This is a genomic window from Bacillus sp. GZB, from assembly GCF_001975995.1.
GTDB classification, from domain to species: Bacteria; Bacillota; Bacilli; order Bacillales; family Bacillaceae; genus Bacillus; species Bacillus velezensis.
Genome location: NZ_MTQG01000010.1, coordinates 19567 through 44743, shown reverse-complemented (window position 1 = coordinate 44743; position 25177 = coordinate 19567). Strand labels below are relative to the sequence as shown.

General features: G+C 46.4%; 29 protein-coding genes and 1 tRNA gene. 6 read left to right on the top strand and 24 right to left on the bottom strand.

Annotation, left to right across the window (positions count from 1 at the left end; translation table 11 throughout):
- Window positions 1–76 precede the first annotated feature (76 nt).
- Entirely contained in the window at window positions 77–616 is a 540-nt protein-coding gene (locus tag BXO87_RS00425; RefSeq protein ID WP_003155362.1) for a YhcN/YlaJ family sporulation lipoprotein, read from the bottom strand.
- Window positions 617–760: 144 nt separating this feature from the next.
- Between BXO87_RS00425 and BXO87_RS00420 the strand changes: the two genes are divergently transcribed.
- Window positions 761–1339, top strand: a complete 579-nt coding sequence (locus BXO87_RS00420; protein WP_038457414.1) for a hypothetical protein — start codon at window positions 761–763, stop codon at window positions 1337–1339.
- Window positions 1340–1431: 92 nt separating this feature from the next.
- On the opposite strand, the gene BXO87_RS00415 is transcribed toward BXO87_RS00420, so the two are convergent.
- Window positions 1432–2823 carry an L-cystine transporter gene (locus BXO87_RS00415; RefSeq protein ID WP_038457411.1) on the bottom strand — a complete coding sequence of 464 codons (1392 nt, stop codon included), beginning with the start codon at window positions 2821–2823 and terminating at the stop codon, window positions 1432–1434.
- Between the two features lie 151 nt (window positions 2824–2974).
- Here BXO87_RS00415 and BXO87_RS00410 point away from each other — a divergent pair, with 151 nt between their 5' ends.
- The gene (locus BXO87_RS00410) at window positions 2975–4054 is read left to right on the top strand and encodes a GGDEF domain-containing protein (protein WP_038457408.1); all 1080 of its coding nucleotides are present in this window, start codon (window positions 2975–2977) and stop codon (window positions 4052–4054) included.
- Between the two features lie 16 nt (window positions 4055–4070).
- Here the strand turns inward: BXO87_RS00410 and BXO87_RS00405 are convergent, their stop codons facing one another.
- Entirely contained in the window at window positions 4071–4901 is an 831-nt protein-coding gene (locus BXO87_RS00405) for a MetQ/NlpA family ABC transporter substrate-binding protein (protein WP_038457405.1), read from the bottom strand.
- A 382-nt stretch (window positions 4902–5283) separates the two neighbouring features.
- Here BXO87_RS00405 and cspB point away from each other — a divergent pair, with 382 nt between their 5' ends.
- Entirely contained in the window at window positions 5284–5484 is a 201-nt protein-coding gene (gene cspB / locus BXO87_RS00395; protein ID WP_003155376.1) for a cold shock-like protein CspB, read from the top strand.
- Window positions 5485–5576: 92 nt separating this feature from the next.
- Here cspB and BXO87_RS00390 read toward each other — a convergent pair whose 3' ends face one another.
- The 18 genes from BXO87_RS00390 to queG all read right to left on the bottom strand — a co-directional run bounded on the left by BXO87_RS00390 (window position 5577) and on the right by queG (window position 21824).
- Window positions 5577–6524, bottom strand: a complete 948-nt coding sequence (locus BXO87_RS00390; protein WP_003155377.1) for an ABC transporter permease — start codon at window positions 6522–6524, stop codon at window positions 5577–5579.
- On the bottom strand, window positions 6517–7434 hold the full coding sequence (locus BXO87_RS00385) for an ABC transporter ATP-binding protein (protein WP_012117151.1): 918 nt from the start codon (window positions 7432–7434) through the stop codon (window positions 6517–6519). Before BXO87_RS00385 ends, BXO87_RS00390 begins: the two co-directional genes overlap by 8 nt.
- The gene (locus BXO87_RS00380) at window positions 7435–8151 is read right to left on the bottom strand and encodes an ATP-binding cassette domain-containing protein (protein ID WP_038457404.1); all 717 of its coding nucleotides are present in this window, start codon (window positions 8149–8151) and stop codon (window positions 7435–7437) included. It lies immediately after the preceding gene.
- Window positions 8141–8518, bottom strand: a complete 378-nt coding sequence (locus BXO87_RS00375; RefSeq protein WP_025650314.1) for a GntR family transcriptional regulator — start codon at window positions 8516–8518, stop codon at window positions 8141–8143. Before BXO87_RS00375 ends, BXO87_RS00380 begins: the two co-directional genes overlap by 11 nt.
- 2 nt (window positions 8519–8520) lie before the next feature.
- The gene (locus BXO87_RS00370) at window positions 8521–9288 is read right to left on the bottom strand and encodes a hypothetical protein (RefSeq protein ID WP_038457403.1); all 768 of its coding nucleotides are present in this window, start codon (window positions 9286–9288) and stop codon (window positions 8521–8523) included.
- A gap of 119 nt (window positions 9289–9407) precedes the next feature.
- Window positions 9408–9779 carry a hypothetical protein gene (locus BXO87_RS00365; RefSeq protein ID WP_025284468.1) on the bottom strand — a complete coding sequence of 124 codons (372 nt, stop codon included), beginning with the start codon at window positions 9777–9779 and terminating at the stop codon, window positions 9408–9410.
- A gap of 12 nt (window positions 9780–9791) precedes the next feature.
- Window positions 9792–10325: an NAD(P)H-dependent oxidoreductase gene (locus BXO87_RS00360; protein ID WP_003155386.1), complete on the bottom strand. Its 534-nt coding sequence runs from the start codon at window positions 10323–10325 to the stop codon at window positions 9792–9794.
- 24 nt (window positions 10326–10349) lie between these two features.
- The gene (locus BXO87_RS00355) at window positions 10350–11945 is read right to left on the bottom strand and encodes an MFS transporter (protein ID WP_003155387.1); all 1596 of its coding nucleotides are present in this window, start codon (window positions 11943–11945) and stop codon (window positions 10350–10352) included.
- Between the two features lie 40 nt (window positions 11946–11985).
- Window positions 11986–12651 carry an HlyD family secretion protein gene (locus BXO87_RS00350; RefSeq protein WP_007610259.1) on the bottom strand — a complete coding sequence of 222 codons (666 nt, stop codon included), beginning with the start codon at window positions 12649–12651 and terminating at the stop codon, window positions 11986–11988.
- A gap of 36 nt (window positions 12652–12687) precedes the next feature.
- A complete protein-coding gene (locus BXO87_RS00345) occupies window positions 12688–13152 on the bottom strand; it encodes a MarR family transcriptional regulator (protein WP_003155389.1) in 465 nt (154 codons plus the stop codon).
- 185 nt (window positions 13153–13337) lie between these two features.
- Window positions 13338–14516 carry a sporulation protein YhbH gene (gene yhbH, locus BXO87_RS00340; RefSeq protein WP_017417325.1) on the bottom strand — a complete coding sequence of 393 codons (1179 nt, stop codon included), beginning with the start codon at window positions 14514–14516 and terminating at the stop codon, window positions 13338–13340.
- A gap of 190 nt (window positions 14517–14706) precedes the next feature.
- Window positions 14707–16602, bottom strand: a complete 1896-nt coding sequence (prkA, locus tag BXO87_RS00330) for a serine/threonine protein kinase PrkA (RefSeq protein WP_003155391.1) — start codon at window positions 16600–16602, stop codon at window positions 14707–14709.
- Window positions 16603–16960: 358 nt separating this feature from the next.
- The gene (locus BXO87_RS00325) at window positions 16961–17671 is read right to left on the bottom strand and encodes a hypothetical protein (protein WP_032874211.1); all 711 of its coding nucleotides are present in this window, start codon (window positions 17669–17671) and stop codon (window positions 16961–16963) included.
- Between the two features lie 11 nt (window positions 17672–17682).
- Window positions 17683–18396 (bottom strand): polymer-forming cytoskeletal protein, encoded by a 714-nt coding sequence (locus BXO87_RS00320; protein WP_017417324.1) that lies wholly within the window; start codon window positions 18394–18396, stop codon window positions 17683–17685.
- Window positions 18387–19019: a YhbD family protein gene (locus BXO87_RS00315; RefSeq protein ID WP_007408428.1), complete on the bottom strand. Its 633-nt coding sequence runs from the start codon at window positions 19017–19019 to the stop codon at window positions 18387–18389. The genes BXO87_RS00320 and BXO87_RS00315 overlap by 10 nt, the downstream gene beginning before the upstream one ends.
- A 137-nt stretch (window positions 19020–19156) precedes the next feature.
- Window positions 19157–19639 (bottom strand): tRNA (uridine(34)/cytosine(34)/5-carboxymethylaminomethyluridine(34)-2'-O)-methyltransferase TrmL, encoded by a 483-nt coding sequence (trmL, locus tag BXO87_RS00310; protein WP_007610253.1) that lies wholly within the window; start codon window positions 19637–19639, stop codon window positions 19157–19159.
- A 36-nt stretch (window positions 19640–19675) separates the two neighbouring features.
- Window positions 19676–20587 (bottom strand): amidase domain-containing protein, encoded by a 912-nt coding sequence (locus tag BXO87_RS00305; protein WP_032875156.1) that lies wholly within the window; start codon window positions 20585–20587, stop codon window positions 19676–19678.
- A gap of 76 nt (window positions 20588–20663) precedes the next feature.
- The gene (gene queG, locus BXO87_RS00300) at window positions 20664–21824 is read right to left on the bottom strand and encodes a tRNA epoxyqueuosine(34) reductase QueG (protein ID WP_015239452.1); all 1161 of its coding nucleotides are present in this window, start codon (window positions 21822–21824) and stop codon (window positions 20664–20666) included.
- Window positions 21825–21908: 84 nt separating this feature from the next.
- Here queG and BXO87_RS00295 point away from each other — a divergent pair, with 84 nt between their 5' ends.
- Window positions 21909–22532, top strand: coding sequence for a hypothetical protein (locus BXO87_RS00295; RefSeq protein ID WP_038457399.1), 624 nt, complete (start codon window positions 21909–21911; stop codon window positions 22530–22532).
- A 90-nt stretch (window positions 22533–22622) separates the two neighbouring features.
- Here the strand turns inward: BXO87_RS00295 and BXO87_RS00290 are convergent.
- A tRNA-Gly gene (locus tag BXO87_RS00290) sits at window positions 22623–22696 on the bottom strand.
- 190 nt (window positions 22697–22886) lie between these two features.
- On the opposite strand from BXO87_RS00290, the gene BXO87_RS00285 reads away from it, so the two are divergent.
- Together BXO87_RS00285 and BXO87_RS00280 are read left to right on the top strand one after the other, a co-directional pair.
- Window positions 22887–23090, top strand: a complete 204-nt coding sequence (locus BXO87_RS00285) for a helix-turn-helix transcriptional regulator (protein ID WP_003155407.1) — start codon at window positions 22887–22889, stop codon at window positions 23088–23090.
- Window positions 23087–23554, top strand: a complete 468-nt coding sequence (locus tag BXO87_RS00280) for a hypothetical protein (RefSeq protein WP_038457397.1) — start codon at window positions 23087–23089, stop codon at window positions 23552–23554. The genes BXO87_RS00285 and BXO87_RS00280 overlap by 4 nt, the downstream gene beginning before the upstream one ends.
- A 20-nt stretch (window positions 23555–23574) precedes the next feature.
- Here BXO87_RS00280 and rpsN read toward each other — a convergent pair whose 3' ends face one another.
- The gene (gene rpsN / locus BXO87_RS00275; protein WP_038457396.1) at window positions 23575–23844 is read right to left on the bottom strand and encodes a 30S ribosomal protein S14; all 270 of its coding nucleotides are present in this window, start codon (window positions 23842–23844) and stop codon (window positions 23575–23577) included.
- Window positions 23845–24018: 174 nt separating this feature from the next.
- The gene (gene ssuD / locus BXO87_RS00270) at window positions 24019–25155 is read right to left on the bottom strand and encodes an FMNH2-dependent alkanesulfonate monooxygenase (protein WP_038457395.1); all 1137 of its coding nucleotides are present in this window, start codon (window positions 25153–25155) and stop codon (window positions 24019–24021) included.
- Between the last annotated feature and the right edge of the window lie 22 nt (window positions 25156–25177).

The window sequence follows — 25177 nt, the reverse complement described above, 5'->3', positions numbered from 1 at the left end:
CTTTATGCTCAGGAGCGCTGGGTCGTGACGGCAGATAAAATAAAAAAGCCGCATCAAATGCGGCTTTTCCATTCATTTATTTATTGGGGTTTGGGAATACACGCTGCACCATTTGGCCGAATTCATCAAACAGACCGGATACAGGATGTCCGTTTTGGATTCGTTTTCCGTAGCCTTGCATACGTTCAACGAAGTCCGGGTTCGCTGATACATATACAGTCCGGACATGTTTATCGGCCGATTTCACCTTATCGGTAATCTTATTTTTTAAATGGTTGGCGATGGCGCCTTTTTGTCCGTTTGTCAAAACAACGGCTACATAAGCGCTGTTTCCGGCAACGATCACAGTCGCATTTTTAACCTCTTTTAAATCAGTCACCTTGTCGGCGGCTTTATCAGCCACTCTCAGGTTACGATTGTCATTGTGATCGGTGTTTTGGTTATGACGGTTCACTGTATTCATATTTGTCGCACCGTCGTTAGGCGTGTTGCGGTAATTTACATTCTGGGTGCGGTTGTCATTTCGTTTTCCTTCTCCCTGGTTCCCCATACTGCACCCTGCGGTAATCAGCATCGGCAGAAGAAGGGCAGAGATAACTGCTTGCTTTTTTATCATGTGAATTCCTCCTTTCTCACTTTACGTATAGGTTTTTCTATTCGGCGGGATTTATGCACGCCGTTTGCATTCTGAGCGGTTTGGATAAATATCAGAAGGAAAGGGAAAGGTAAGCGTAATCAATTGAATGAGGAGGGATTTAACTTGTTCAGAAAAAAAAGCGGCGTCAGCCCGACAGCGCTGCTGATCGGATCATCGATTCTGATTGCAGCTTTATCACCCGAAATCCGCCGGAAAATCTCCGGAATGGTTTCAGGCCGAATGCAGCATAAAGATGGTACACATTCCATGCAGCCTGCTGAGCTGATTCAACAGGCGTTCGGCGGGGAATCCGGCGGACAGCAGCACACAGACAAAGCCCGGCATTCACAAACCGGCTCCACGCAGCCTGCCGAGCTGATCAAACAGGCTTTCGGCGGGGAATCCGGCGGACAGCAGCACACGGACAAAGCCCGGCATTCACAAACCGGCTCATTACAGCCTGCCGAGCTGATCAAACAGGCTTTCGGCGGGGAATCCGGCGGACAGCAGCATGAGCAGACTTCCCGCAATCACTCCGGCTCATCCCATACGGACGGACAGGCAGACCGCAGCCGCAGTAAAGAAACTTCGCCGAAGCCTCACTATACCGAGCCGATTCACTTCGAAGAAAGCGCGGTAAATGTTTTAAATGACAGCACCGTGATGAATATGCTGGAAGAAATTGAACCCGGAAATCATTAGAAACGAAAAAATCCTTCATTCGTTCAACGATGAAGGATTTTTTCGTTTTAGCGCTCTATCTATTATTTTTCTATAAGAGAATGAACCTCGTTTTAAGCTTCTTCAGCTTCAATGACGATTGAGGAATCATTGTACACCGCGGTATCGGTTTCCTTCGTCATTTTACTTGTTAACAGCCCTGCGGTCATACTGCCGCTGACATTTAAGGCGGTGCGCCCCATGTCAATTAACGGCTCAATTGAAATGAGCAGCCCGGCAAGCGCGACAGGCATGTTCAAAGCGGATAGGACGAGCAGAGCCGCAAATGTCGCGCCGCCTCCCACGCCTGCTACACCGAATGAACTGATTGCCACGATGGCGATGACGGAGATGATAAATCCCGGTTCAAACGGGTTTTGCCCTAATGTCGGCGCAATCATCATCGCGAGCATCGCCGGGTAAATGCCGGCACAGCCGTTTTGACCGATCGATAAGCCGAATGAACCGGCGAAGTTCGCAATTCCTTCCGGGACGCCCATGCTTTTTTGTGTTTTAATATTGAGCGGCAAAGCCCCTGCGCTTGAGCGGGACGTAAACGCAAACACCATGACAGGAAATGCTTTTTTCACGTATGTGATCGGATTTAAACCGCTGAACGTAATCAGCAGCAAGTGAATGATAAACATGACGATAAGCGCGGCGTATGAAGCGATCACAAACATCCCCAGTTTCGTAATGCTGTCGATGTCGCTTGTCGCGATCGTCTTTGTCATAATCGCCAATACCCCGTAAGGCGTCAGTCTTAAAATTAATGTCACGACGCGCATAATAATCGCGTATACCGCATCGACAATTCCGCTGAAAGTCGCAGCGTGCTCCGGCTGTTTCCGTTTCACGCCCAGAAAAGCGATGCCGAGGAAAGCGGCGAAAATAACGACTCCGATGGTGGAAGTCGGTCTGGCCCCCGTGAAATCAAGAAACGGATTTCCCGGCAGAAGCTCAACGATTTGCTGAGGCAGCGTTTTGGCCGTCATATCCTCAGATTTTTGCTGCAGCTCCTGGCCTCTTGATAACTCGGTGCTTCCCTGGTCGATATGAACGGCTTTCAGATCAAAGGATAGCGCCGAAGCAATTCCGACTGCCGCAGCAATTGCTGTCGTAGCGATCAAAATTCCGATGATCAGTCCGCTGATTTTCCCGATGTTATGGGTCAGTTTCAGCTTCGTAAATGCGCCGAGAATAGAAATAAAGACTAGCGGCATGACGATCATCTGAAGCAATTTGACATAACCGCCGCCGGCAATATTAAACCAATCGGCCGTTTGTGTCACGATATGTGAAGCCGGCCCGTAAATCAATTGCAGTGCAAAACCGAATACAATGCCTAGTCCGAGCGCGGTAAAGACACGTTTAGAAAAGGAAACGTGTTTCTTTTGCATGACAAACAGACCTGCTATAAGCAAAAGCATAATGAAAACATGTAAGACTATAAATAAATTCTCCAAAACAGGTAAACACTCCCTTGCTCATTATCCTTTAACACTATATTATATGAATTCCGATCGGTCAAGTAAGAATTGACAAAATATGTATTTTTATAGACTTTTCTCTTTTCTTTCCACCCTTTCTCTAGTAACTTATATAAGGGTGATTGTTATGCTGAAGGAACTGTTTCTTAATTTAACGATTTTAATTACATTTAATTATCTCTTCACCCTTCTTTTTAAAGAGTCGCTTTCGTATAAAGAAGACCGTCTGATCTTTCAATTACTGAAGGGGACGGTCTGCGGGCTTTTAGGGGTTTTTCTGATTGCTTTCGGCTTTTCTTACTCCGATTCCATCATTGATCTCAGAAATATCCCCATTATCATCGCCGCTCTTTACGGAGGCTGGGTGTCTACGGCAGCCGCCTTTGCGATTATCGTCGCAGGCCGTATCCTGATCAATTTCAATACAAGCGCCATTTTTTCCATCGCCGCCGTCGGGGTTATTGCGATACTTTCTGCGGCCGTCCTCAGAGGAAAAAAGCCGGATCACAAAATGGCGTTCGTTATGCTGCTTTTTTCAAATGTTATTTTCACCCTGACGCTGCTGTTTCTTATGCCTGAACAGCCTGCCGGGGCCCTCGTTTATTATTGGCTTATTTCCACCTTGGGCGGAATGCTGTCGCTGTATATCATCAAACACGAAGCCGATGCCCGCCTTTTGTTCAAGCAATACAAGTTTCAAGCGAATTATGATTTTCTGACGGGGATTTTTAATAAGAGAAAATTCGAGGAAGTCTCGCGCGTTCTGTACGATCGGGCGTCTCAATCCCCCTCGTCTCAGCTCGCGCTTATTTATTTGGATATTGATCACTTTAAGCAGATCAATGATCAATACGGCCATTATGAAGGGGATCGAGTACTGAAAGAACTGGGGACGCGTCTGAGGTTCTTACTCAGCAGTTCTGACCCGTCAGCCCGCATCGGCGGCGAAGAATTTGCCGTGCTTATGCCCAATTGCACGTATACAAAAGGGCTTCACCTCGCAGAAGAAATCAGGCACACGATTGACGCGAACCCGATTCTGCTGACGAGCGGAGATACAATTCCCGTGACCGTTTCCCTCGGCATCGCGCATTATCCGACAAATACATCGGATCCTCAGACATTGCCCCTGATCGCGGACCGGATGCTGTACAAAGCGAAAACATCAGGGCGCAATCAAGTGTGCAGCACTGAAAAAAAAGAATGATCGCCCGAAGAGGAAATCATTCTTTCTTTTCAGTGAGAAAGCCGCCTTTCAGGAAAACAGGAATCAGGCTGCCCTCATATTCTTTTTCAATAAACGCCGCGGTATCATCTGATTGATACAAAGACAGGAGTTTTTGCATCCGTTCATCATCTTTATCCTCAGCCCTGACGGCGATCAGATGAATATACGCTTCCTTCATTTGCGCCGATCGGATCAGCGCGTCCTTCTCCGCATGAAATCCTGCTCTTTTCGCCTCGCTTTGACTGAGAACTGCTGCGTCAGCATGTTCCGCCGCCTGATATGCGTTCTTTTTTGTTTCCGTTTTTAAGGTCAGATGCTTCGGGTTGTCCTTGATCATATCAGTTGAACCCGTACCGGTGAATCCCTTTTTCAATGTCATCAGTCCGGCCTCCTGCATGAGAAAAAGCGCCCTTCCGAAGTCCGCCGCTTCACCAGGCACGGCAATGACCGCTCCGTCCGGTATATCCTTCAGCCGTTTATGTTGCTTGGAATACACCCCCAGCGATGCCGCATATGTCGTTCCTAAAGGAGCCAGCTTCTTTTTCACATGAGGCGGCAAAGATTGAAAATAAGAAACGGATTGAAACGCATTGGCGTCGAGATCCCCGCCGGCAAGCGCCAAATCGGCCTCGGCATAATCCGAAAACGTTACCAAAGAAAGCTGCAATCCTTCCTCACCGGCTTTTTCCGCGACAAACTCCCAGATCGATTGATCAGATTCATTGATCCCGATAGTAATTGTCCGGTTCCCGTCAGGATAATGGCATGAAGTAAGTGATATGATCAAAATGAAAAGAAACAGACTGTTTATAAGCCGCAGGTTCAAGTTGACCTACTCCCTATCTATTTTTATGTACAGAGGCTGCACCATGATATTCGGGCTCATGATTACATACAATACCGATTTAAAAAAGGGTTGTCAATTGCTTCCTTAAGAGGCTGTAAAGCGGTTTTTATCAGCTGAAAATGGGCTGTTCTAGTCTCAAATCAGATTTCCGTATCAGAGCGTTCTCCTCTTAAAACATGTTATTTCGAAAAAAGTTACATTTAGCAGTTGTTTTTTCTTCGAATTACTGGTAGAGTAAAGGTAATTATTTTTGTTCGAACTATCTTTAAGAAGAAAGTTTTGTAAGAGTTTTCGTCTTGGAAGTTTGTTTTAGAGCAAGAATAGTGAATTTAAGCGTTATGTCGCTTTAGGAGGAAATTTCATGTTAGAAGGTAAAGTAAAATGGTTCAACTCTGAAAAAGGATTCGGATTCATCGAAGTAGAAGGTCAAGACGATGTATTCGTTCACTTCTCTGCTATTCAAGGCGAAGGCTTCAAAACTTTAGAAGAAGGCCAATCTGTTTCTTTCGAAATCGTTGAAGGAAACCGCGGACCACAAGCTGCTAACGTAACAAAAGCATAAATTGTTTAAAAAACCTGCCGGTGTACGCCGGCAGGTTTTTTTTTCATCTAAAACGAAAAGCTGTTTTGCAAAGGCAAAACAGCTTTTTTATATCAGGTGGCAATATCGCGTTTTAAGAAGACGCCGAATGCGAGCGCCAGAAAAATAACGAAGTAAATCACAAGCATCACAACCGAAAATGTCATCGTCATCCCCTCTACTAAAGGAGTCCCGTTCATATATTGCGACAAATCCGTGTTCGCAAATAAAATATATTTGGTCCATTCAAATTTCGCAGCAAGAAATACCGTCGCCGTGTTCCCCATAACCAATAGAAAAATAGAAAATCCGACTGCTAACGAGCTGTTCCGGAATACCGCAGACAGCATAAACGCCATCGTCGCAAGCATAAAAGCGGAGACAGATTCATAGACATATGTTTTAGCGAGGAAAGCGATGATATTTTGCTCAAAAACATGGCCGTCTTTGTATACGAGATGAACATCAGCCGCAGTATCTCCGCCTGTACCGAAAAAGACCAATCCCAACAGAGCGGAGCCGGCAAATAAAATCACAAGCATCAGCAGTCCGAACAGCAGCACCGTCATATATTTAGATAACAAAATCTGAAAACGGCTGAGCGGACGGATAGCCAGCAGCTTGATCGTCCCCCAGTTGAACTCATTCGCCACGATGCCTGCGGCAATGATAATCGTAAACAGCCCGGTCAAAACAGTCATCATCGAAGAATCAGCTACGTATGACCACACTGTGTACCCTGTATCCTCGGGGATGTTATGATCCATACGGTATTGATTTATCGCGACATTCTGTTTCAGGTTATCAATGAGAGTCTGATTTCCGGTTTCCTTCATCTGCTGTTTCATTTCTTTGTTTTCAGCCTGGAGCTCCTGTTTCCAATTCGGATTGGCTTCGCTGGAGGTGAAATGGTTTGACAGAAGCGCAAAACCGATCATCGAAACGCCTAAAATTACAATCATAGCCCACGTGCCGACGCGGCTGAAAATTTTTATCCATTCATTATAGATCAGCTTAAACATATTGAACCTCCTCTTTCGTCCCGCCGGTAATTTCCAAGAAACGGTCTTCCAAAGATTTTGTCATGATTTTCACTTCATATAAGCGGATGTTTTCACGGACGAGCAGTGATATCACATCAGGCACTTCCTGTTTTGACAGCTTGATCTCAATGCCGTTTGTCTTCTTCACACAGTCAAACTGACTCAGAACGGCAAGAGCCTCTTCTCTTTGTTCAATATGGAAGAAGTATGTATCTTTATCCTCTTTTCCTTCATCCCTTACTTTTTGAATATCGACAAGCTCCCCTTTTTGCAGAATGCCGATTCGGTCGCACATTAACTCCATTTCTGACAGCAGATGGCTTGAGACGATGACAGCCATTCCTTTTTCACGTGTCAGCTTTTTCAGATGGTCCCTGATTTCCCTGATGCCCGCGGGATCAAGGCCGTTTGTCGGTTCATCCAGAATCAGCACCTTAGGATTATGCAGCAGGCTTTGGGCAAGGCCGAGACGCTGTCTCATTCCGAGAGAGTAGGTTTTTACTTTGTCATGTATTCTATCCTGCAACCCGACGAGCTCGATGACCTCATCTATTTTTTCTTTCGTAACGCCTTTTACCATCCTTGCGTACTGCTGTAAATTTTTATAGCCGCTCAGGAATTTGTACAGCTCCGGGTTTTCCACGATGGCCCCGACGTGCCTGACCGCTTTTGCATAGTTTTTCGTAATGGATTCTCCGCAGATTACGATGTCTCCCTGAGACAGTTTCATTAATCCGACCATCATTCTGATCGTAGTGGTTTTCCCCGCTCCATTCGGCCCTAAAAATCCAAACACTTCGCCCGCCCGGACGGAGAAGCTCAGATCATGAATAATCGTTCGTCCTTTTATCGTTTTCTTTACCTGTTGCAGTTCTAATACCGTTTCCAATTAGAATCCCCCTTCTATTTCGTGCGCCTGCATGACGCTTCTGTACCATTGCAGCACGGACATTCCTTCTTGTTCCCGAATTTCTTCGACCTCGCGCCGTTCAGCGATTTCCCCTTTTATGAAAACCATCACTTCGTCTAACAGCGTCTCAATCTCGCCGATCTCATGTGTGGCGATGACGACGATCTGGCTGTCAAAATCAATATAAGATACGAGACTGTTGACAATCGACTCTCTGACCGCCGGATCAAGACCTGAAAACGGCTCATCCAGCAGAATGACGGATGCTTTTCTCGACAGGGCCAAAACGATTTTCAGCCTGCCCCGGCTGCCTTTGGACAGCTCTTTTATCTTCTGCTTCGCTGAAAGATTCATTTCCGTTAATAGGTTATGTGCTTTTTCCAGCTGAAAATCCGGGAATTGCGAATGATAAAATGTGAGCATATCACCGACAGTCGTCCGGGCGGAAAACATATCATGTTCGGTTAAATATGCTGTACGAAACAGCATGTTCCTGCTTACTGCGCAGTCTCCCATCCGGACGGCGCCCGATGTCGGGAACGCAAGCCCGGCAAGCATTTTAAGCGTTGTTGATTTCCCGCTTCCGTTCGGCCCTAAAATTCCGTAGATTTTACCCGGAGACAATGAAAATGATACATCGCTGACCGCGAGCCTGCGGCCGTATTTTTTTGTTACGCGTTCAAAATCAAGATTCATCGTTTGCTTCCTCCGCATATTGTTTGATCCCGTCGAGCATTTCCTCAGGAGATAACCCCAGTTCCGCCATTTCCTGAATAAAGCGTTTGAAAACGTCTTTTGTCAGCCTGTCTTTCAGCTCCGCTTTCAGATCGGATCTTTCCGCTATAAAGGTTCCCTGTCCTCTTCTCGTCTCCACGATCCCCAGCCTTTCCATTTCACTGTACGTTCTTTGTATCGTGTTCGGGTTCACTTTCATCTGTACGGCCATCTCCCTTACGGACGGCAGTTTGTCCCCCGGTGAAAGCTCACTTCGGATCAGCCGGTAATATACACGATCGGCAATCTGCAGATAAATCGGCTTGGATGACTGAAATTCATTCTCCATCATTACACCTCAACCTTTCGATTCAGCAGCATAGAGGCCAGCGCGAGACAGAGCGCCGCAAGCACGATCACTGCCAGGAAGCTGAAAAGCGAAATGTGGACGGCTTTCAGCTCCATCGTCCATCCGGTCAATTTTGTATAATGAAAATCAAAATTCGCATACACTTTTACCGGCCATAAATCATGTTGAGATGAAGTGAAAGGCGTAATGATTTTATCGTCAATATAGGTCCAGACAAACGCAAGCACGATGCAGATCACCCAACGGAGGACGGGAACATGTTTTAATGAGTGAAAAACAGTCCAAAATACGGCCACGATCACAGATAAGTACGCTGAACTGATCAGCAGGTAAGCATTCAGTCCGGTTAATGTGCCGGCCAGGGGAATGGTGTGTTCCAGCGCTCCTTTTGCAGAAAGCATCCGGTACATCCAAATGCCGTAGCCGGTCAGCGCCAGCTGCCCGATCAACTGATACAGCAGTGAGGCCGTCAGCTTGGAAGCCAGCAGATAAAATCCTCCATTCGGATTGTAAAGCCACAGCTGGTTTTTTCCTTCTTTATGAAGGTGATAGTACATAAACAGCGGCGCTACAAGAAATTGAAAAAACCCCATTGCCGCAAAAAAGCCGAAAATGACGAGCGGTTCTTTCTGACGGGCAGCGATGACGTGGGCTGCAAACGCCCAGCAAATCATGCCGCAAAGCCACACCGCGAGCCAAATCCATGAAACTTTCGCATCTTTTTTCAGCAAACCTAAAAACGATGTCATTCTTGCTCTCTCCATTCGGATCAAGTGTATGAGTAACATAGTACACTAGATCATCATGTATTACAATATCTTCAATAAAAAAAAGACAAATCCGCTATTACGCAGATTTGCCTTTTCAATTACTTCTTTTTGTTTTTTAAGGAGAGCAGCGCATCACGATAGCTGCTATCCTGCATTTTGCCGCCGCTATCAGGATCGTTTGGTTCCTGATCCGTCTCAGAAGTCTTAAACTTCTGAAGCGCCTGACGGTACACATCATCGCCCATTGTATTCTTTTTCTCACGGGGAGATTCAGATTTTACAACGACGGGAGCATGCTCGGCTGAGCGCTCCTCGGCCGGATCATGCTTTTCCGGCTGTTCGGCTGTAGTGCCGATCGCTTCTCTCTTTTCTTCTTTGACATTCTGTCCTGCAGAAGTGCTGCGGACATTGAATGTGATAAGAAGTGCAATCACAATGACAGCAGCAATAACCGCTATAATAATGGCCATATAACCCTCTCCTTACTGTCGTCCGGCAGTTAGATTACCTGTGACTTGGCTGACACGTCTGCCAAGCGCACGGCCTAATTGAAGGCCTTCTTCCGTCATCAGCACATCGCTGTCAACCGGGCATGTGACGCCCGCGCCGTAGTAAGAGCCGTACAGCGCGTTTTCAGGAACGTTGCCGGGAAGCCCGACAACAATCATGCCTTGGTGAAACATAGGAGTGATCAGATTGTGCATTGTCATTTCTAATCCGCCATGTGTTGTCGCCGTCGTACAGAATACGGCGCCGACTTTATCAATCAGCTCGCCTTCAGCCCACAGATAGCCGAGTCTGTCGATCCACGCTTTTAAGCCTGAACTGATGGTGCCAAAGTGTCCCGGGCATCCCCAGATAATGGCATCCATGTCTTTCAGCTTGCGGATGTCTGCTTGATCGACATGGTCGATCAGGACTTCAGCCTCAGCGTTTTCTCGTGCTCCTTCGGCAATGGCTTCAGCAAGGTGTTTTGTATGTTCGCCTTCACTATCGTACACTACGTAAATTTTCATTCAGGAAACCTCCCATTCAGATGATTAAGATTCCTTCACTTCTTTAGGGGCCGGAAGCAATGACAGCTCCTCTTTTTTCTTCGCCCGCTGTTTGTCTTTCCGTACGTCACGCAAGAACAGGCTCAGGACTACGCCGATAACCGCAAAGATCGTCGCCCACATAAACGCGTCATTAATCCCCATAACGTTGGAATTAAGTGAAGCTGTTTTGTAGAGATAAGAATAAACGGTTTGTTTCGCCGCATCAAGCGACATGTTCATGTTGACCATTAAATTCGAAACCGCGCTTTGGAACGACTGCATGAAGCTCGGATCAGCCGTGCTCGTTTTATCCGCAATCTGCGAATAGTGCATTGTCGTACGGTTCGTATAAATCGTTGTGATCAAACTTGTTCCGATTGAACCGCTGATCTGGCGCAGCGTGTTGCTCATCGCCGTGCCGTGGCTGTTCAACCGTGCCGGAAGCTGGTTCATTCCGGCTGTCATAACAGGCATCATCAACAGTGACATACCGAATGCGCGGATGGCATAGACAAGCATAATGTGCGTGTAAGGTGTGTCAATTGTCAATTTTGTGTACTGGAATGTCGTTGCGACCGTGATGACCAGCCCGATAATCGCAAGCGGTCTCGGACCGATTTTGTCAAACAGAATACCGGAAATCGGCGACATGATCAGCATGACAATCGCGCCCGGCAATAGCAAGAGACCCGATTGCAGCGCCGTAAAGCCGACTAAGTTCTGCAGGTAAATCGGAAGCAGGAACATTCCTGTGTAAAGCGCAACGGTAATAATGATGTTAATCACACTGGAAAGTGAGAAAATATCATATTTAAATACCCGGAAGTCGAGCATCGGTTTTTCAGAGCGCAATTGCTGAATGACAAACGCGGCAATCGCGATGACACCGACGATGACGGTAGACAGCACGATCGGATCTCCCCAGCCGTCGCTGCCCGCTTCACTGACTCCGTAGAGCAATGAGGCAAATCCGACAATGGATAGAATCGCACCCAAGCTGTCGAGTTTGATTTTTTGCGGTTCCACCAAGTTCTTAAAGAGGAAAAACGCTATGATAATAACGATTGCCCCGATCGGAACAAGGCCGTAGAACATAATGCGCCATGTGTAATGCTCGATGATCCAGCCGGAAAGAGTCGGTCCGACCGCCGGAGCAAACATCATCGCAAGACCGAAAATCCCCATTCCTTTCCCCCTGCTTTCAGGCGGGAAGATAAGCAGAATGGTTGTCATGACCAGCGGCTGCAGGATACCGCCGCCGACCGCTTGAATTAACCGGCCGATCAGCATGGTTGAGAAGTTAGGCGCGATTCCGCAGACTAACGTTCCCGCTGTAAAACAGAACATGGCTACGAGAAAGAGGCTTCTCTGTCCGAACCGGGTAATTAAGAACGCAGATAACGGAATCAAAACACCGTTGACCAGCATGTATCCGGTCGTAAGCCACTGAATCGTCGTCGCACTCACACCGAACTCGGTCATTAAGTGCGGCATCGCCACGTTAAGAAGCGTTTGGTTCAAGATCGCCAGGAATAACCCGGCCATAAGCACAATAAGCAATGTTTTAGGACTTTTTACTTGATTATCTGATTTAGCCACCTAAGACAACCTCCCTTCATGGTTTGATGACTGATCTGTATTATTCAGAGATTTTTACAGATGCGTTCATACCAGGAAGCACCTTGTCAGATGGGTTGCTGAGTGAAATTTTAACAGGAACTTTTTGCGTTACTTTTGTGTAGTTGCCGCTTGAGTTTGAAGAAGGCAGCATATCAAATGTTGAATTTGTCGCATAACCGATTTCTTCTACTGTTCCGTCAAATGTTGTATTAGGATCGCCGTCAACAATTACGTCTACTTTGTTTCCTACTTCAATGTCTCTAATGTCTGTTTCTTTAATGTTTGCAGTGATGTAAAGGTGTTTCATGTCAATTTCCTGGGCAATTGTCGTACCGGCTTGCACCATTTGGCCGTTTTTCACTTCGTTTTTCACGATTGTTCCATCCATGATGGCTTTTACGTCAGCATTTTGCTGTCCTTTGATTTTTGCAACAACGTCGTTTTTGCTTACTTCTTTCCCCTCATCAAGGTTCCAGTCAGTTACTTTACCCGCAGCAGGAGCTGTGATAGCAGCCATGTCGCCGGCAACTTTTGCTTCATCGGTTTTTACATAGTGTGTGCTTTGATAATAGTAGTAAGCACCTCCGCCTATAATTGCAAGAACAACAATCAAACCGATAATGTTGGTCAGAATTAAACGTCCTCTGTTCATTTTGTTTTCTCCTTTCGTTTCTTCCTCTATCATTTTGTGGAATGATGATAAAAATATGTGGGGATTTTTTTATTTTCCGTTTTTCACTGCACAGCCGTTTGCAAGCTTCGTTAAACTTTCCGCAAGCTTGCGCAGGTACTGCAGTTCAGCGGTATTGAGCTGCCGGTATAAGACCGCCGCTTTTTCGGCATATTGAACAGCAGCTTTCTTTAGAAGTTCTTCCCCCTCTTCGGTTAACTGAATCATAACAACACGCCGGTCGTCGTGATAGTCGCTCCGAACCATTAGGCGGCGCTTATACAGAATATCGGTCATTCTCGTGACAGACGCCGGTTTCAGATCAAGCGACAAAGCCAGCCTTGAAAGCTGCGTGCTTTTGCTCTTATGTATTTTGAACATCAGCAGATACTGCAGCACTGTAATATCAAAAGGTTCAAGCACTGTCTCCAGAATCATTTTCTGCTTTTTGTAAATCGATCTGGAAGTATCAAACAGTTGTTCAAAACTGAGCAAAGCGAGCTCTGATTCAATCACCGTATTTTCACCTCATTCCCTTAATAATAGTTCACAAGATAAAATATTAATAAATGAAAGAAGGTTTGTAAAGAGAAAAGTTTCATTTTTTAAGGATTTTTTTTATGCCGTTTTTTCTCTTTATTTTTAATTTAAAAAAGCCGGGCGAAGAACCGCGGCCCACGATTCTTCACTCGGCTTTATATTTAATACGATGCTTTGCTTACACCGGCTTCCTCATTTTTAAAAAAGCTTTTCAGCGCTTGAAATACGTCTGATTTCTGTTTCAGGATGTAGTATTTAAATTTATCATCTTTGACATTTTTATAGGCGGACATGAGGGTGGAGTGCCTGTTATATTGATTGACCTCACCGTAACAGAACAGATTCGATTTTTTCATGATGTCATTGACGAGCTTTACGCACCGGGCGTTATCCGAAGTCAGGTTATCTCCGTCTGAAAAATGAAACGGATAGATGTTGTAGCGGGCGGGGTCATATTTTTCATCAATTAATTCAAGAGACTTCCGGTAAACGGAGGAACAGATGGTGCCCCCGCTCTCGCCTTTCGAGAAAAAATCTTCTTCGGACACGACCTTCGCTTCCGTATGGTGGGCGATAAATTCGATATCAACCGTTTCATACTTTGTCCGTAAAAATCGTGTCATCCAAAAAAAGAAGCTCCTCGCCATATACTTTTCCCATACGCCCATCGAACCGCTTGTATCCATCATGGCTAAAACGACAGCTTTCGATTCCGGCTTCGTCACATCATTCCATGTTTTGTATTTCAGATCTTCCGGATAAATAGGGTAAAACGACGGCTTGCCTGTCATAGCGTTTCGTTTATAGGCCGACAGCATCGTCCTTTTCTTATCGATATTCCCTGTCAGCCCGGTTTTCCGGATATCATTGAACTCGATATCGGTATGGACGATATTGTCCCTTTCCTTTTGCTGCAGATTCGGCAGCTCTAATTCCTGAAACAGCGCTTCTTCCAGATCCATCAATGAAACTTCCGCTTCATAATAATCCTCGCCTGCCTGATCGCCGGCTCCCTGGCCTTTTCCGGCACCCTGCTTTTTATCTGCGCCGTCTCTTGCGACGACATCGCCGACTTCACTGTCGCCGTCGCCTTGGCCGACATGTTTATTTTTATCATAGTTATAACGGATTTTATATTCATCAAGCGAACGAATCGGGATTTTCACGACATCTTTTCCGTTGGACATAATAATGCTTTCCTCAGTGACAAGATCCGGAAGGTTGTTTTTTATCGCTTCCTGTACTTTCTTTTGGTGGCGCTGCTGGTCGTCAAAGCCTTTGCGATGGAGGGACCAGTCTTCCTCTGAAATCAAAAAATTTCCGCTGTCATTACGGGACATGAATTCCCCTCCTTAACCGTTATGGTCGTTTTACATGTGTATTCCGGCTTGGTCCTGTTTATGAAACAAGTCCGGCGAAAAGATTTATTTTCATCTTATGCCGGACGGACTCTCCAATTGACAAACAATTGCGAAAAACAGCCAAAAGAACCCGTCCTTATACAGACGGGCCTCTCAATGAAATCAAACATCAGCGGTTTAACAAGCTTCCGACATACTTCAGCAGTTCATTAGCGCTAGTCGAATTATAACCGTGTTCATCTATTAACCTTGCAACAACTTCATTGACCTTTTTAAGCTGCTGTTCATCCGGCGTTTTGGTTGAGGTCGTAATTTTCACCACATCTTTTAAGTCTGCGAACAGCTTTTTCTGAATCGCTTCGCGGAGTCTTTCGTGCGAATTATAGTCAAAGCGTTTTCCTTTTCTTGCATAGGCGGATATGCGGATTAAGATTTCTTCGCGGAACGCTTTTTTCGCGTTTTCTGAAATGCCGATCTGCTCTTCAATGGATCTCATCAGTTTTTCGTCAGGATTCATTTCTTCTCCCGTCAGCGGATCGCGGAGCTTATTTTTATTGCAGTACGCTTCCACATTATCTAAATAATTGTCCATGAGAGTTTTCGCGGATTCTTCATATGAATAGACGAACGCCTTCTGCACTTCTTTTTTAGCGATGTCATCGTACTCTTTCCTGGCGGCGGAAATAAAATTCATATACCGCTCTTTGTCCTCGGCGGAGATCGACGGATGCTGGTCAAGTCCTTCTTTTAAGGAACGCAGCACGTCAAGCGAATTGATCGATTCCATATTTTTTCGGATAATCGTTGAGGAAATGCGGTTGATGACATAGCGCGGGTCAATTCCGCTCATTCCTTCATCGTGGAATTCCTTCTTCATATCCTCCAGATCAACGGAATTGTAACCTTCAACGCTTTCTCCGTCATAGAGCCTCATTTTTTTGACAAGATCAATATCAGAACGGTTCGGTTCCTTCAGCCTGGTCAAAATAGAAAACATCGCGGCCACTTTTAATGTATGGGGGGCGATGTGTACGTCAGAAACATCACTTTCAGAAATCATTTTTTCATAAATCCGTTCTTCCTCTGACACCTTTAAATTATAAGGAACAGGCATCACGATGATCCTGGAGTGAAGGGCTTCATTTTTCTTATTGGCAATAAACGAGCGGTACTCCGTTTCGTTCGTATGCGCAACAACCAATTCGTCGGCTGAGATGAGCGCAAACCGTCCGGCTTTAAAATTCCCTTCCTGCGTGAGTGACAGAAGGTGCCACAGAAATTTTTCATCGCATTTCAGCATTTCCTGAAACTCCATCATTCCGCGGTTCGCTTTATTTAATTCACCGTCAAACCGATAAGCGCGCGGATCTGATTCTGAGCCGTATTCGGCAATTGTTGAAAAATCAATACTCCCCGTCAAGTCGGCGATATCCTGTGATTTCGGATCAGACGGGCTGAAGGTTCCGATTCCGGTACGTTTATCCTCCGAGAAGAATATACGTTCAACCTTTACATCCTCAATTCTGCCGCCGTATTCTTCTTCAAGCCGCATGACATTAAGCGGAGAAAGGCTGCCCTCAATTCTGATGCCGTATTCTCTGTAGAAGTCGTCGCGCAGATGATGGGGAATGAGATGGAGAGGATCTTCATGCATCGGGCAGCCTTTAATGGCGTAAACAGCGCCGTTGTCTGTCAATGAGTAGGCTTCAAGCCCTTTTTTCAGCATGGTGACAAGAGTTGACTTTCCGCCGCTGACGGGTCCCATCAATAGTAAAATCCGTTTTCTTACATCGAGCCGCTTGGCAGCCGGGTGAAAGTATTCCTCCACGAGCCGTTCCAGAGATTCCTCAAGGCCGAACAGCTCCCGCGAGAAAAAGCTGTATGTCTTTTTACCGTCATCCTCCTCGATTCCGCTGTCTTTTATCATATTAAAAACGCGAGAATGAGCAGACTGCGCGACCAATGGATTTTCTTTTATGATCTCCAAATAATCAGCGAACGTCCCTTCCCATTTGAGACGCTGCTCTTCCTCTCTGTACTTTTCAATTTTCTTTAATATATCCATAAGAACCTCCTCTATCATGGTTAATGCACTAGAAATAAGGTACTTTGTTACAATCTATGCGGTGACGTGATAATACATGCTTTTCGTTTCTTAAAAATAAAGACGTTATAAGGCCGTCATTGACAAGGGTCCGGTGCACCGTTCATAATGAAAGAAATACAGTTTCATCCAGACTCGGACATCAAATGGAAAAGCAATGAGGAGGAGAAATGATGAAAACGATCATTTTACTTGGGGTCATTCTCACTTTTTTAGTATCCATTTTTACGGCGGGTTACGACAGCAAACCTGAAAACAAATAACGGAAAAAGGGTGCTCTTCATAAAGAGCACCCTTTCCTGCACAACATAACAATGTTTCATATTTGAATATGTTCTTGGACAGTTGATTTTTCATGAGATTTGCAGCTTGTTTGATACTCGATTTTTCCGATTTTGCAGCCCGGGCCGATTTCCACATGCTTTCCTCTGACGATGTCCGCTTCCGTGTATTCGAGGTAAATTGCGTCTCCTTCGATCAATTCAGCAGAAAGCGTGCCGGCTTTCCGTTTAAGAAAACCGGGTTTCCGTCTGACGGTGATCGATGTGCCGCCGATTTCTTTCACGCGGCTTCGGTCATAACGCAAATGGATGTTTACGTCCCCCGCGTTTAACAATCCCGCCACATTGATACATCCTGTTACATGAAGCAGCTCCGTCTCGCAATCGCCGCCGACGGTGAGACTTCCTTTTAAATGACACCGCTCTCCCGCGGCCCCGCCGCCAATTTCAGCAAGTCCTTTCAGCCTCATCGTGGCGAAACGCATGGAGCCGCCGACTTTCAATGTGCCCATCACATTTGCTGAACGTGCTGATAAATCTCCTGCAACTTCATGCTCTCCGAAAATTTTCAGCCTGTTGATCTCGGCATCTCCGAGAAAGAGTCCCGTACCGAATATCCGGCAGCGTTCGCTTTGAAGTCCTTCGCCGACAGTTCCTTCCCCTTTAATGCTTACATTTTGGTAGGAGCCGCCGGAGGCGTGTCCGGCTCCGTACATTTTTAAATGACTCAATTTTTTTGTCGTTTCCATCGCAGTTCCTCCTATCGTTTCACGACTTTGTTAACCAAAGCGGAAGGATCACATGTAAAATCGCCGCTGTATTCCACAGTCCCAATGGTGCAGCCTGCGCCGATCCGCACATGATTTCCGCGGACTGTCTTCGCGTTCGTGTCCGCCAATTCAATGATGTCACCTTCAATCAGCTCCGCTGTCAGCACCGGGGCCGGCATCAGCTTAAAACGCGTAAGCACGCTCTTTCTGCTCATCACTTTCAAATGGCGGCAGCCGATCTCTTTCACATGGCTTTCTCCCGCCGCCAGCTTAATACTGACTTCATCGGCATTCAGCAGGCCGCCGATCTTGCATTTGCCTTCCGAACGGAACGTCTCTGTCTCGCAATCGCCTTCAATCCCGGCTTTCCCGGATATGAAAATATCATCAGCTTTCACACCGCCGCCGAAAGATGAAAATCCCGCGACGTTCAGCCGCTCCGTTTTGACATCACCTTTAATGACACCCGTTCCGTTGATACGGATGGATTCAGCTTCGGCACTGCCGGAAATTTTCCCCGAACCGCTGATCGTCAGCGTTTGCGTCTTGACATGTCCGTCTGTTTTTCCGCTGCCGTTAAACAAAAAGCTCGCGCACTCCACATCACCTGACACCGTGCCGCTTCCGTTGATCTCCACTGTATGAAAACGGCCTCCTTTTGAACTTCCTGAACCGTTGATGATTAATTTATCTGTTACTTCCATTGGTGGTCCTCCTGCATCCATTTCGTTTTTAATTCTTCCGATGCCGCAGCAAGCGCCACCCGTTCAACCACTTTGACAGTCGGTTCAAATAAAATATGTTCCGCGTCTGCGATGAAGCACGTCGTTACGCCAAGCTTTCGGAGCATGACAAGCTCCGTATTTGCTTTCAGTTCGGAAGCCTCATACGTTTTCAGCACCCCTGCCGCCAATTTTCCTTCCTCAAGGCTGATATTGCCCGATCGCAAAAGTCCTTCAAGCACATATAAAGACAGCAGCGCGCGGGACGTGAATGTCACGCCGTCTTCGCCATAAACTTGCAGCGCAGCCTTTGAAATCAGTCCTTTTTGAAGCAGTTCCGCAGACGTTATATTGACATCAGTCATTTGCGGAGACAGCATTTCTCTCATTTCATCCAAAGACAGATTTTCTTTCATTTTCTGTATTTTTGAGATGCGTTTTAATATTTCCGCTCTCGGAAAAAATGTTTCCTGGCCTGTAAATGTTGATTTTCGGATAAACCATTCTTCAGGGATTAAATTTTTCCGTTTCCAGCGGTACAGCTGTCCGTATGAAATTGATGTTTCTTCCAGCAATTCTTTTTTAGAAATCAGTTGTTCCTCCATGAATCCAGCTCCTTCGATGAATGTATTGTAACATAACACTGTTACGTTGTTAAGCCTGGAAATATAAAAATGCCGTGAACAGCTGCTGTCCGTCTTTTTTATTCAATAAAAAAACGCCCGGATGCGGGCGTTTTTTCTCACGTCAAATCTCTGTAATTTTGCTGGCGCAGCGCTTCATATACAAGAATCGCGGCCGTGTTGGACAGGTTTAATGATCTCACATGCTCGGTCATCGGCAGACGCAGGCAGCGGTCCATATTGTTTTCGATCAATTCTTTCGGAAGTCCGCTCGTTTCTCTGCCGAATACGAAGAAAAAGTCTTCCTCCGTATTTGAGTAATCAAATGATGTGTGCGGCTTTTGGCCGAATTTAGTAATGAAGAAAAACTTTCCGTTCTCATATGCCTCAAATAACTCTTCCAATGAATCATGATATACGACGTTGACGAACTCCCAATAATCGAGTCCGGCGCGCTTCAGCATTTTATCATCGGTTGAGAATCCGAGCGGGCGGATCAAATGAAGCGTTGTGTCTGTTGCCGCACAAGTACGTGCGATATTTCCCGTATTGGCCGGGATTTCGGGTTGATATAAAACGACATGTAATGCCACGATGTTCACCTCTGTTTTTTATTCCGCCCACCATTATATCATTAATTACTCTTTTGTCGTATCATCCGTAATATGAAAAAACGCATATCTGATGGAAGGAGTATACGCCGTTGAATCCTCATATGACCAATATCTCATTCTGCTGTCATACGTTTGGGCATTGACAAGCGGCATATTGCTTTTATCTTTTGCGACAACGATCGTCGTATGATTAAAACGCCCGTCTCCTTCAAAATCATAGCAAATGATATCTCCGGGCATCAGTTCTTCAGCTCTCGATACTTGCACCGCGCGAAGCCCTGCCTTGGATTGGGCCAGATACATCTTCATCGAATGCGCGACCGTCCAGCTGTAGCTCCACGAGCTTGCCTTCATCCACCAGCCTGAGCCTCTGTTCGGATGCCCCCGCATCGGTGCTTTTCCGGCATGTAAACATTGGGAAATAAAATTGGTGCAATTATCGCTGAAATTTTTATAAGCGGGATTTCGTTTATTCCAAAACTTCTCCGCGTACTGCACGGCAGCCAGACGGTCGTATTGAAACGCCCGCCCGAAATCTTCCCGTTCACTCCGCTCATATTCAATTACGCTGTTTCCGTCAGAAAATCCCGCCGGTTTTTTCTTTACTTCCCGGTCTTTAATCAACAGCTGATCATAGAGAAATGCAGTCCGTTCCTCAATCTGCTCTTCTAAGTAAAGGTGTCCGTCATGCTCCTTGCACAAATATTCGAAATGAATCGTGTACATGACGCATAACGTGCCGTCGTCCTCAAGGCTGCTTTTGACAATGACGGCTTTTGCCTTCGCTTTCACGATGTCAACTTTCCGTTTTTCAAACAGCTCTTTTTTTCTCGTCAGGACCTCAAGATCGCCGGGCTGCCCATTGTGCCTCATCTCGGTTCCGTTGATTAAATAATGAAGCCGGGCCTCCGCTAAATCTTCAATAATATGCTTCAAGCGCTCCACCCACCATACTGTTTTATAAAGAAAAAACACTTGAACTCCGGCCAAGTGCTTTTTCTCTATACATATGTCAGGACCGGCCGGTTTTAGTCTTATCAGAAACCGATAACAGCTCCAGTCCCTTTTCAATTTCCCGTATGGCTTCCTCATCCTGCTCCTTTTGAAGCGCTTTTTCTAATTCCCCCGCATAATCAGGGTCACCGATTTTCCCGATGGCCCAGGCGGCCGTCCCCCTGATGACGGGACGCGGATCTTGGTGCATCAAGGCCGTTAATTCCGGAAGAGACGAGGCATCTTTAAAATGAGCCAAAGCTAAAATCGCATTCCGCTGTATCGGCTTCTTGCCGCGCCATGATCCCGATACATGTCCGAATTTTTCTTTAAATTCGCGGTTGCTTATGGTCAAAAGCGGCTTTAACAGCGGCTTTGCGATCTCCGGATCAGGCTCCATCTGCGGATGAAGATGAAAATCTTTCCCCTTATTAATCGGACAGACCGTCTGGCACGTGTCACAGCCATACAGACGGTTTCCGATTTTCGTGCGGAACTCATCCGGCAAAAATCCCTTTGTCTGGGTCAGGAACGAAATACAGCGCTGGGCGTTAAGCTGTCCGGGATTGACGAGTGCGCCGGTCGGACACGCGTCTAAACATTTTGTGCACGTACCGCACATATCTTCAATCGGCACATCCGGTTCAAAGGGCAGATTGGTGATCATTTCAGCCAGATAGACGTAAGAACCGTATTCAGGCGTGGTGATCATGCAGTTTTTGGCGCTGAAGCCGATTCCCGCCCGTTCAGCCACGGCCCTGTCGGACAATTCTCCTGTATCCACCATTGACTTTGTGCGGATATCCTCATGTTTGCTTTGGAGAAAATTCTCCAGCAGATCAAGCTTTTCGCGCAGCACGTCATGATAATCCTTCCCCCAGGAAGCTCTGCAAAAAATGCCGCGCCGCCCGTCCCTTGTGCTCCTCGGGGCATCTTTCATTTTGGAAGGATAAGCAAGGGCGATGGCGACAATCGATTTGGCTTTCGGGAGAAGCAAAGACGGAGTGACCCTTTTTTCAATATCCGGCTCTTCAAACCCGGATAAATAGCCGAGTGATTCCTGAAGAATCAGCCGGTCTCGCAGACTGTCGAACGTATCAGCCGTCGTAAACCCGATTTTGTCGACTCCGATGCTTTTGGCGTATTCGATTAATTCCTCTTTCAGTTTATGAATATTCATTTTTTGCACAGCCTCCTTTCTTTGTGATCAGGCTCCCGCACAGGTATAATAGAGTTTTATCATCCCGAAATGGAGTGAACACACTTGAACATCAGTTTAGATCCACTTATTGCTGAACGGGTGCCGGGGATCAAAGCGGCAGCCGTCTTATATGAACAGATCGAAGTCGGGCCTGCTCCGCAAATGCTGAAAGGCCGCCTCCGTTTATTTCAAGAATCTCTTTACTTTGATTATGCTGACGGCGGTATAGATGAGCAGCCTTTTGTAAAAGAGTGGGCGCGTATATTGGAACAGCTCAGTCCCGCCTTTTCAGGACAAAAAACGCCGATGGAGCTTATGCTCGGCGATATTTCCCGGGAACGATTCATTGAAAGTGTGAATTCAGCCCATGATACCATACTTTTTTTCTCCTTGAAATATTCATTGCCTATCATGGCGTATGATGCCGCAGAAATAGATGAACCAATTTCAATTACGATCGGAGAAAAAGAAAGCGTACTGTCCTTCTCCGGCCCGGACGGCGTTTTCGGCGACTTCACCGGACATATCAATACCCGCCCTGTCACGCCCGGCACAAAGAAAATGCTGCAGCTGATCTTTTTCCCGCCTTCATTTCATGCCGACGCGGCGGATGAGCTGCTATCATCCTTAACAAAAATGTTTGAACAAATTCACGGAGGCACGCATACCGTCTCTTGGCTTTCATAAAAAGACACGCCTTTCGTGTCTTTTTTCACATAAAAAAACGCAATACTTCGTTTATCAGAGAAACGAAACACTGCGTTAATAACGTATGTATGGAGCGGGTGATGAGAATCGAACTCACGACATCAGCTTGGAAGGCTGAGGTTTTACCACTAAACTACACCCGCATCAAAGTTCTTTTTTGTCAGTAGCGATTTGATGTTTCTAATATTACATGTATATTTTTTTTTCGTCAAGGGAATGTTAAAAAATTTGTCGAAAAAAATTCTTTTTTTGTCCACATGTTAAGTTGGGTTTACATTTTGTTAAATATATCATACAATATGAAAAAGAAGAAAACTTGAGGTACGCCTGATGATGAAAAATAAAGTAAAAGAGCTGAGAGCCAGATTCGGCTATTCTCAGGAAACGCTCGGAAAAGAAGCCGGAGCCACCAGACAGACGATTGCAGCGATTGAAAAAGGAGATTATGTGCCTTCACTTTTATTGGCGCTTAACATCTGCCGGGCTTTCTCCCTGCCGATGGAGGAAGTTTTCTGGCTGGAGGAGGAGAAAAAATGAGTTTGAAAATAAAAGCGTGTTTTCACCTTGCACTCTACGGATTGGCCTGCTGGACGCTTATTTCCTTAATGGAAGCGGCGCCGCGGATCGCTCAGTTTTTCCAAACGGAGGGGAGCGGTTCATTTGAGCTGAATATCACTCCGTTTCTGCTGTTTACCGTTTGTGCCGCATTGTATATCTATGCCGAAAAGAAAAAACGAAACGGCAAAAAGCACAGGCTTGTGCCCGATGAATTTGAGGAACAGGATGAAAGAGAACGAATGATGACGGCTAAAGCTTGCCGTTCCTCGTATATCGCCGTTTACTTCTCATTGCCGGCCGCAGCCGTTCTGCTTTTGTTTTATCCGCTGATTCAGCCGCATCTACCCTTTTTTCCAATTCTTTTGATTTTCATTCTGATGATGATTCAGCATTTGGCTTATGTTTTCACTTTTCATAAGCACGGCAAAAACTCCGGTTCATGACAGATCCGGAGTTTTTTACATTACCAGCTCGCTTTTTTCACCCCGGGAATCCGGCCTTTATGGGCCAGCTCCCTGAATGCGATTCTGGACAGTTTAAATTTTCTCATATATCCGCGGGGCCGCCCCGTCACCGTACAGCGGTTATGAAGCCTGGCCGGAGCAGAATCACGCGGCAGTTTGCTCAACGCTTCCCAGTCTCCTTTTGCCTTTAATTCTCTTCGGATGTCCGCATATCGTTCAACAAGCTTCTGCCGCTTGAGCTCTTTGATCACTTTTGATTTTTTTGCCATTTCAGCACTCCTAACAAATCGTAATAATTACGTTTTGTATCATATCATCCATATGAGTATCGTGCAAGCTAAGCGCTTAAAAAGGCGGGTGAATACCCGCCTTCACTGCCGGCATTTCCCCGGAAATGAAACCGCAGAAAGCGCCCGCCGTCAATTATCCGCCTTGCGACGTCATCAGACTGTCGCTTTATTTCCTCTTGCAAAATGGTTGTTGCCCATTGCTTCACCCAGTCTGCGCTCAAGCTTTTTAGTCCGTTCATTCTGAAACGGCAGAAGCGGAAACACGAGTTCAGCCAGATAATAAGCTTCTTCCAGATGCGGGTAGCCTGAAAAGATAAACGACTCAATGCCGAGTGCCTGATACTCTAAAATTCGAGCAGCGACAATCTTCGGATCACCGACAAGCGCCGTGCCCGCTCCGCCTCTGACCAGTCCGATGCCGGCCCAGAGATTCGGGCTGATCTCAAGCTTCGAGCGGTCACCGTTATGGAGATCGGCCATCCGTTTTTGTCCCGATGAATCAGCGCGCCGGAGCGCAGCCTGCGCTTTCACAATCGTCTCTTCGTCTAAGTGGCTGATTAACCGTTCAGCCGCTTCCCATGCCTCTTCTTCAGTCTCCCGGACAATCACGTGAAGTCTGATGCCAAAACGCATTGTCCTTCCTTCCTTGGCAGCCTGTTTTTTAACGGTTTCAATCTTTTCTTTTACCTGCTCCGGCGGCTCTCCCCATGTTAAATAGACATCTGTATGTTTCGCCGCAGCCTCAATTCCCGCCTGTGATGAACCGCCGAAATATAATGGCGGATGCGGAGACTGTTTTGGAGGAAACAGCAGATTGCTGTTTTCCACTTTGATATGGTCCCCTTCATATGTCACCGTTTCGCCCCGCATGAGTCCGCGCCAGACGGTTAAAAATTCTTCAGTCGCCTTATAACGTTCATCGTGGCTGATAAACATGCCGTCTCCCGCCAGTTCATAAGGATCTCCGCCCGCTACGACATTTACGAGCAAACGGCCGTCTGACAGCCGATCCATTGTCGACGCCATTCTCGCGGCGACAGACGGCTGCATCAGTCCCGGACGGACCGCCACTAAAAATTTCAAGTCACTCGTTTCCCCCGCTAAAGCGGCAGCCGTCAGCCACGGGTCTTCACATGATCTCCCCGTCGGCAGCAGAACCCCCGTATACCCGAGTCTGTCCGCCGCCTGTGCCACTTGTTTAAAATAAAGATGATCCGCCGTCCTCCCTCCCGTTTGCGTCCCTAAATACCGGCCGTCACCATGCGTCGGAATAAACCAAAGAATCTCCATATGAATCTCTCCTTTTTTAATA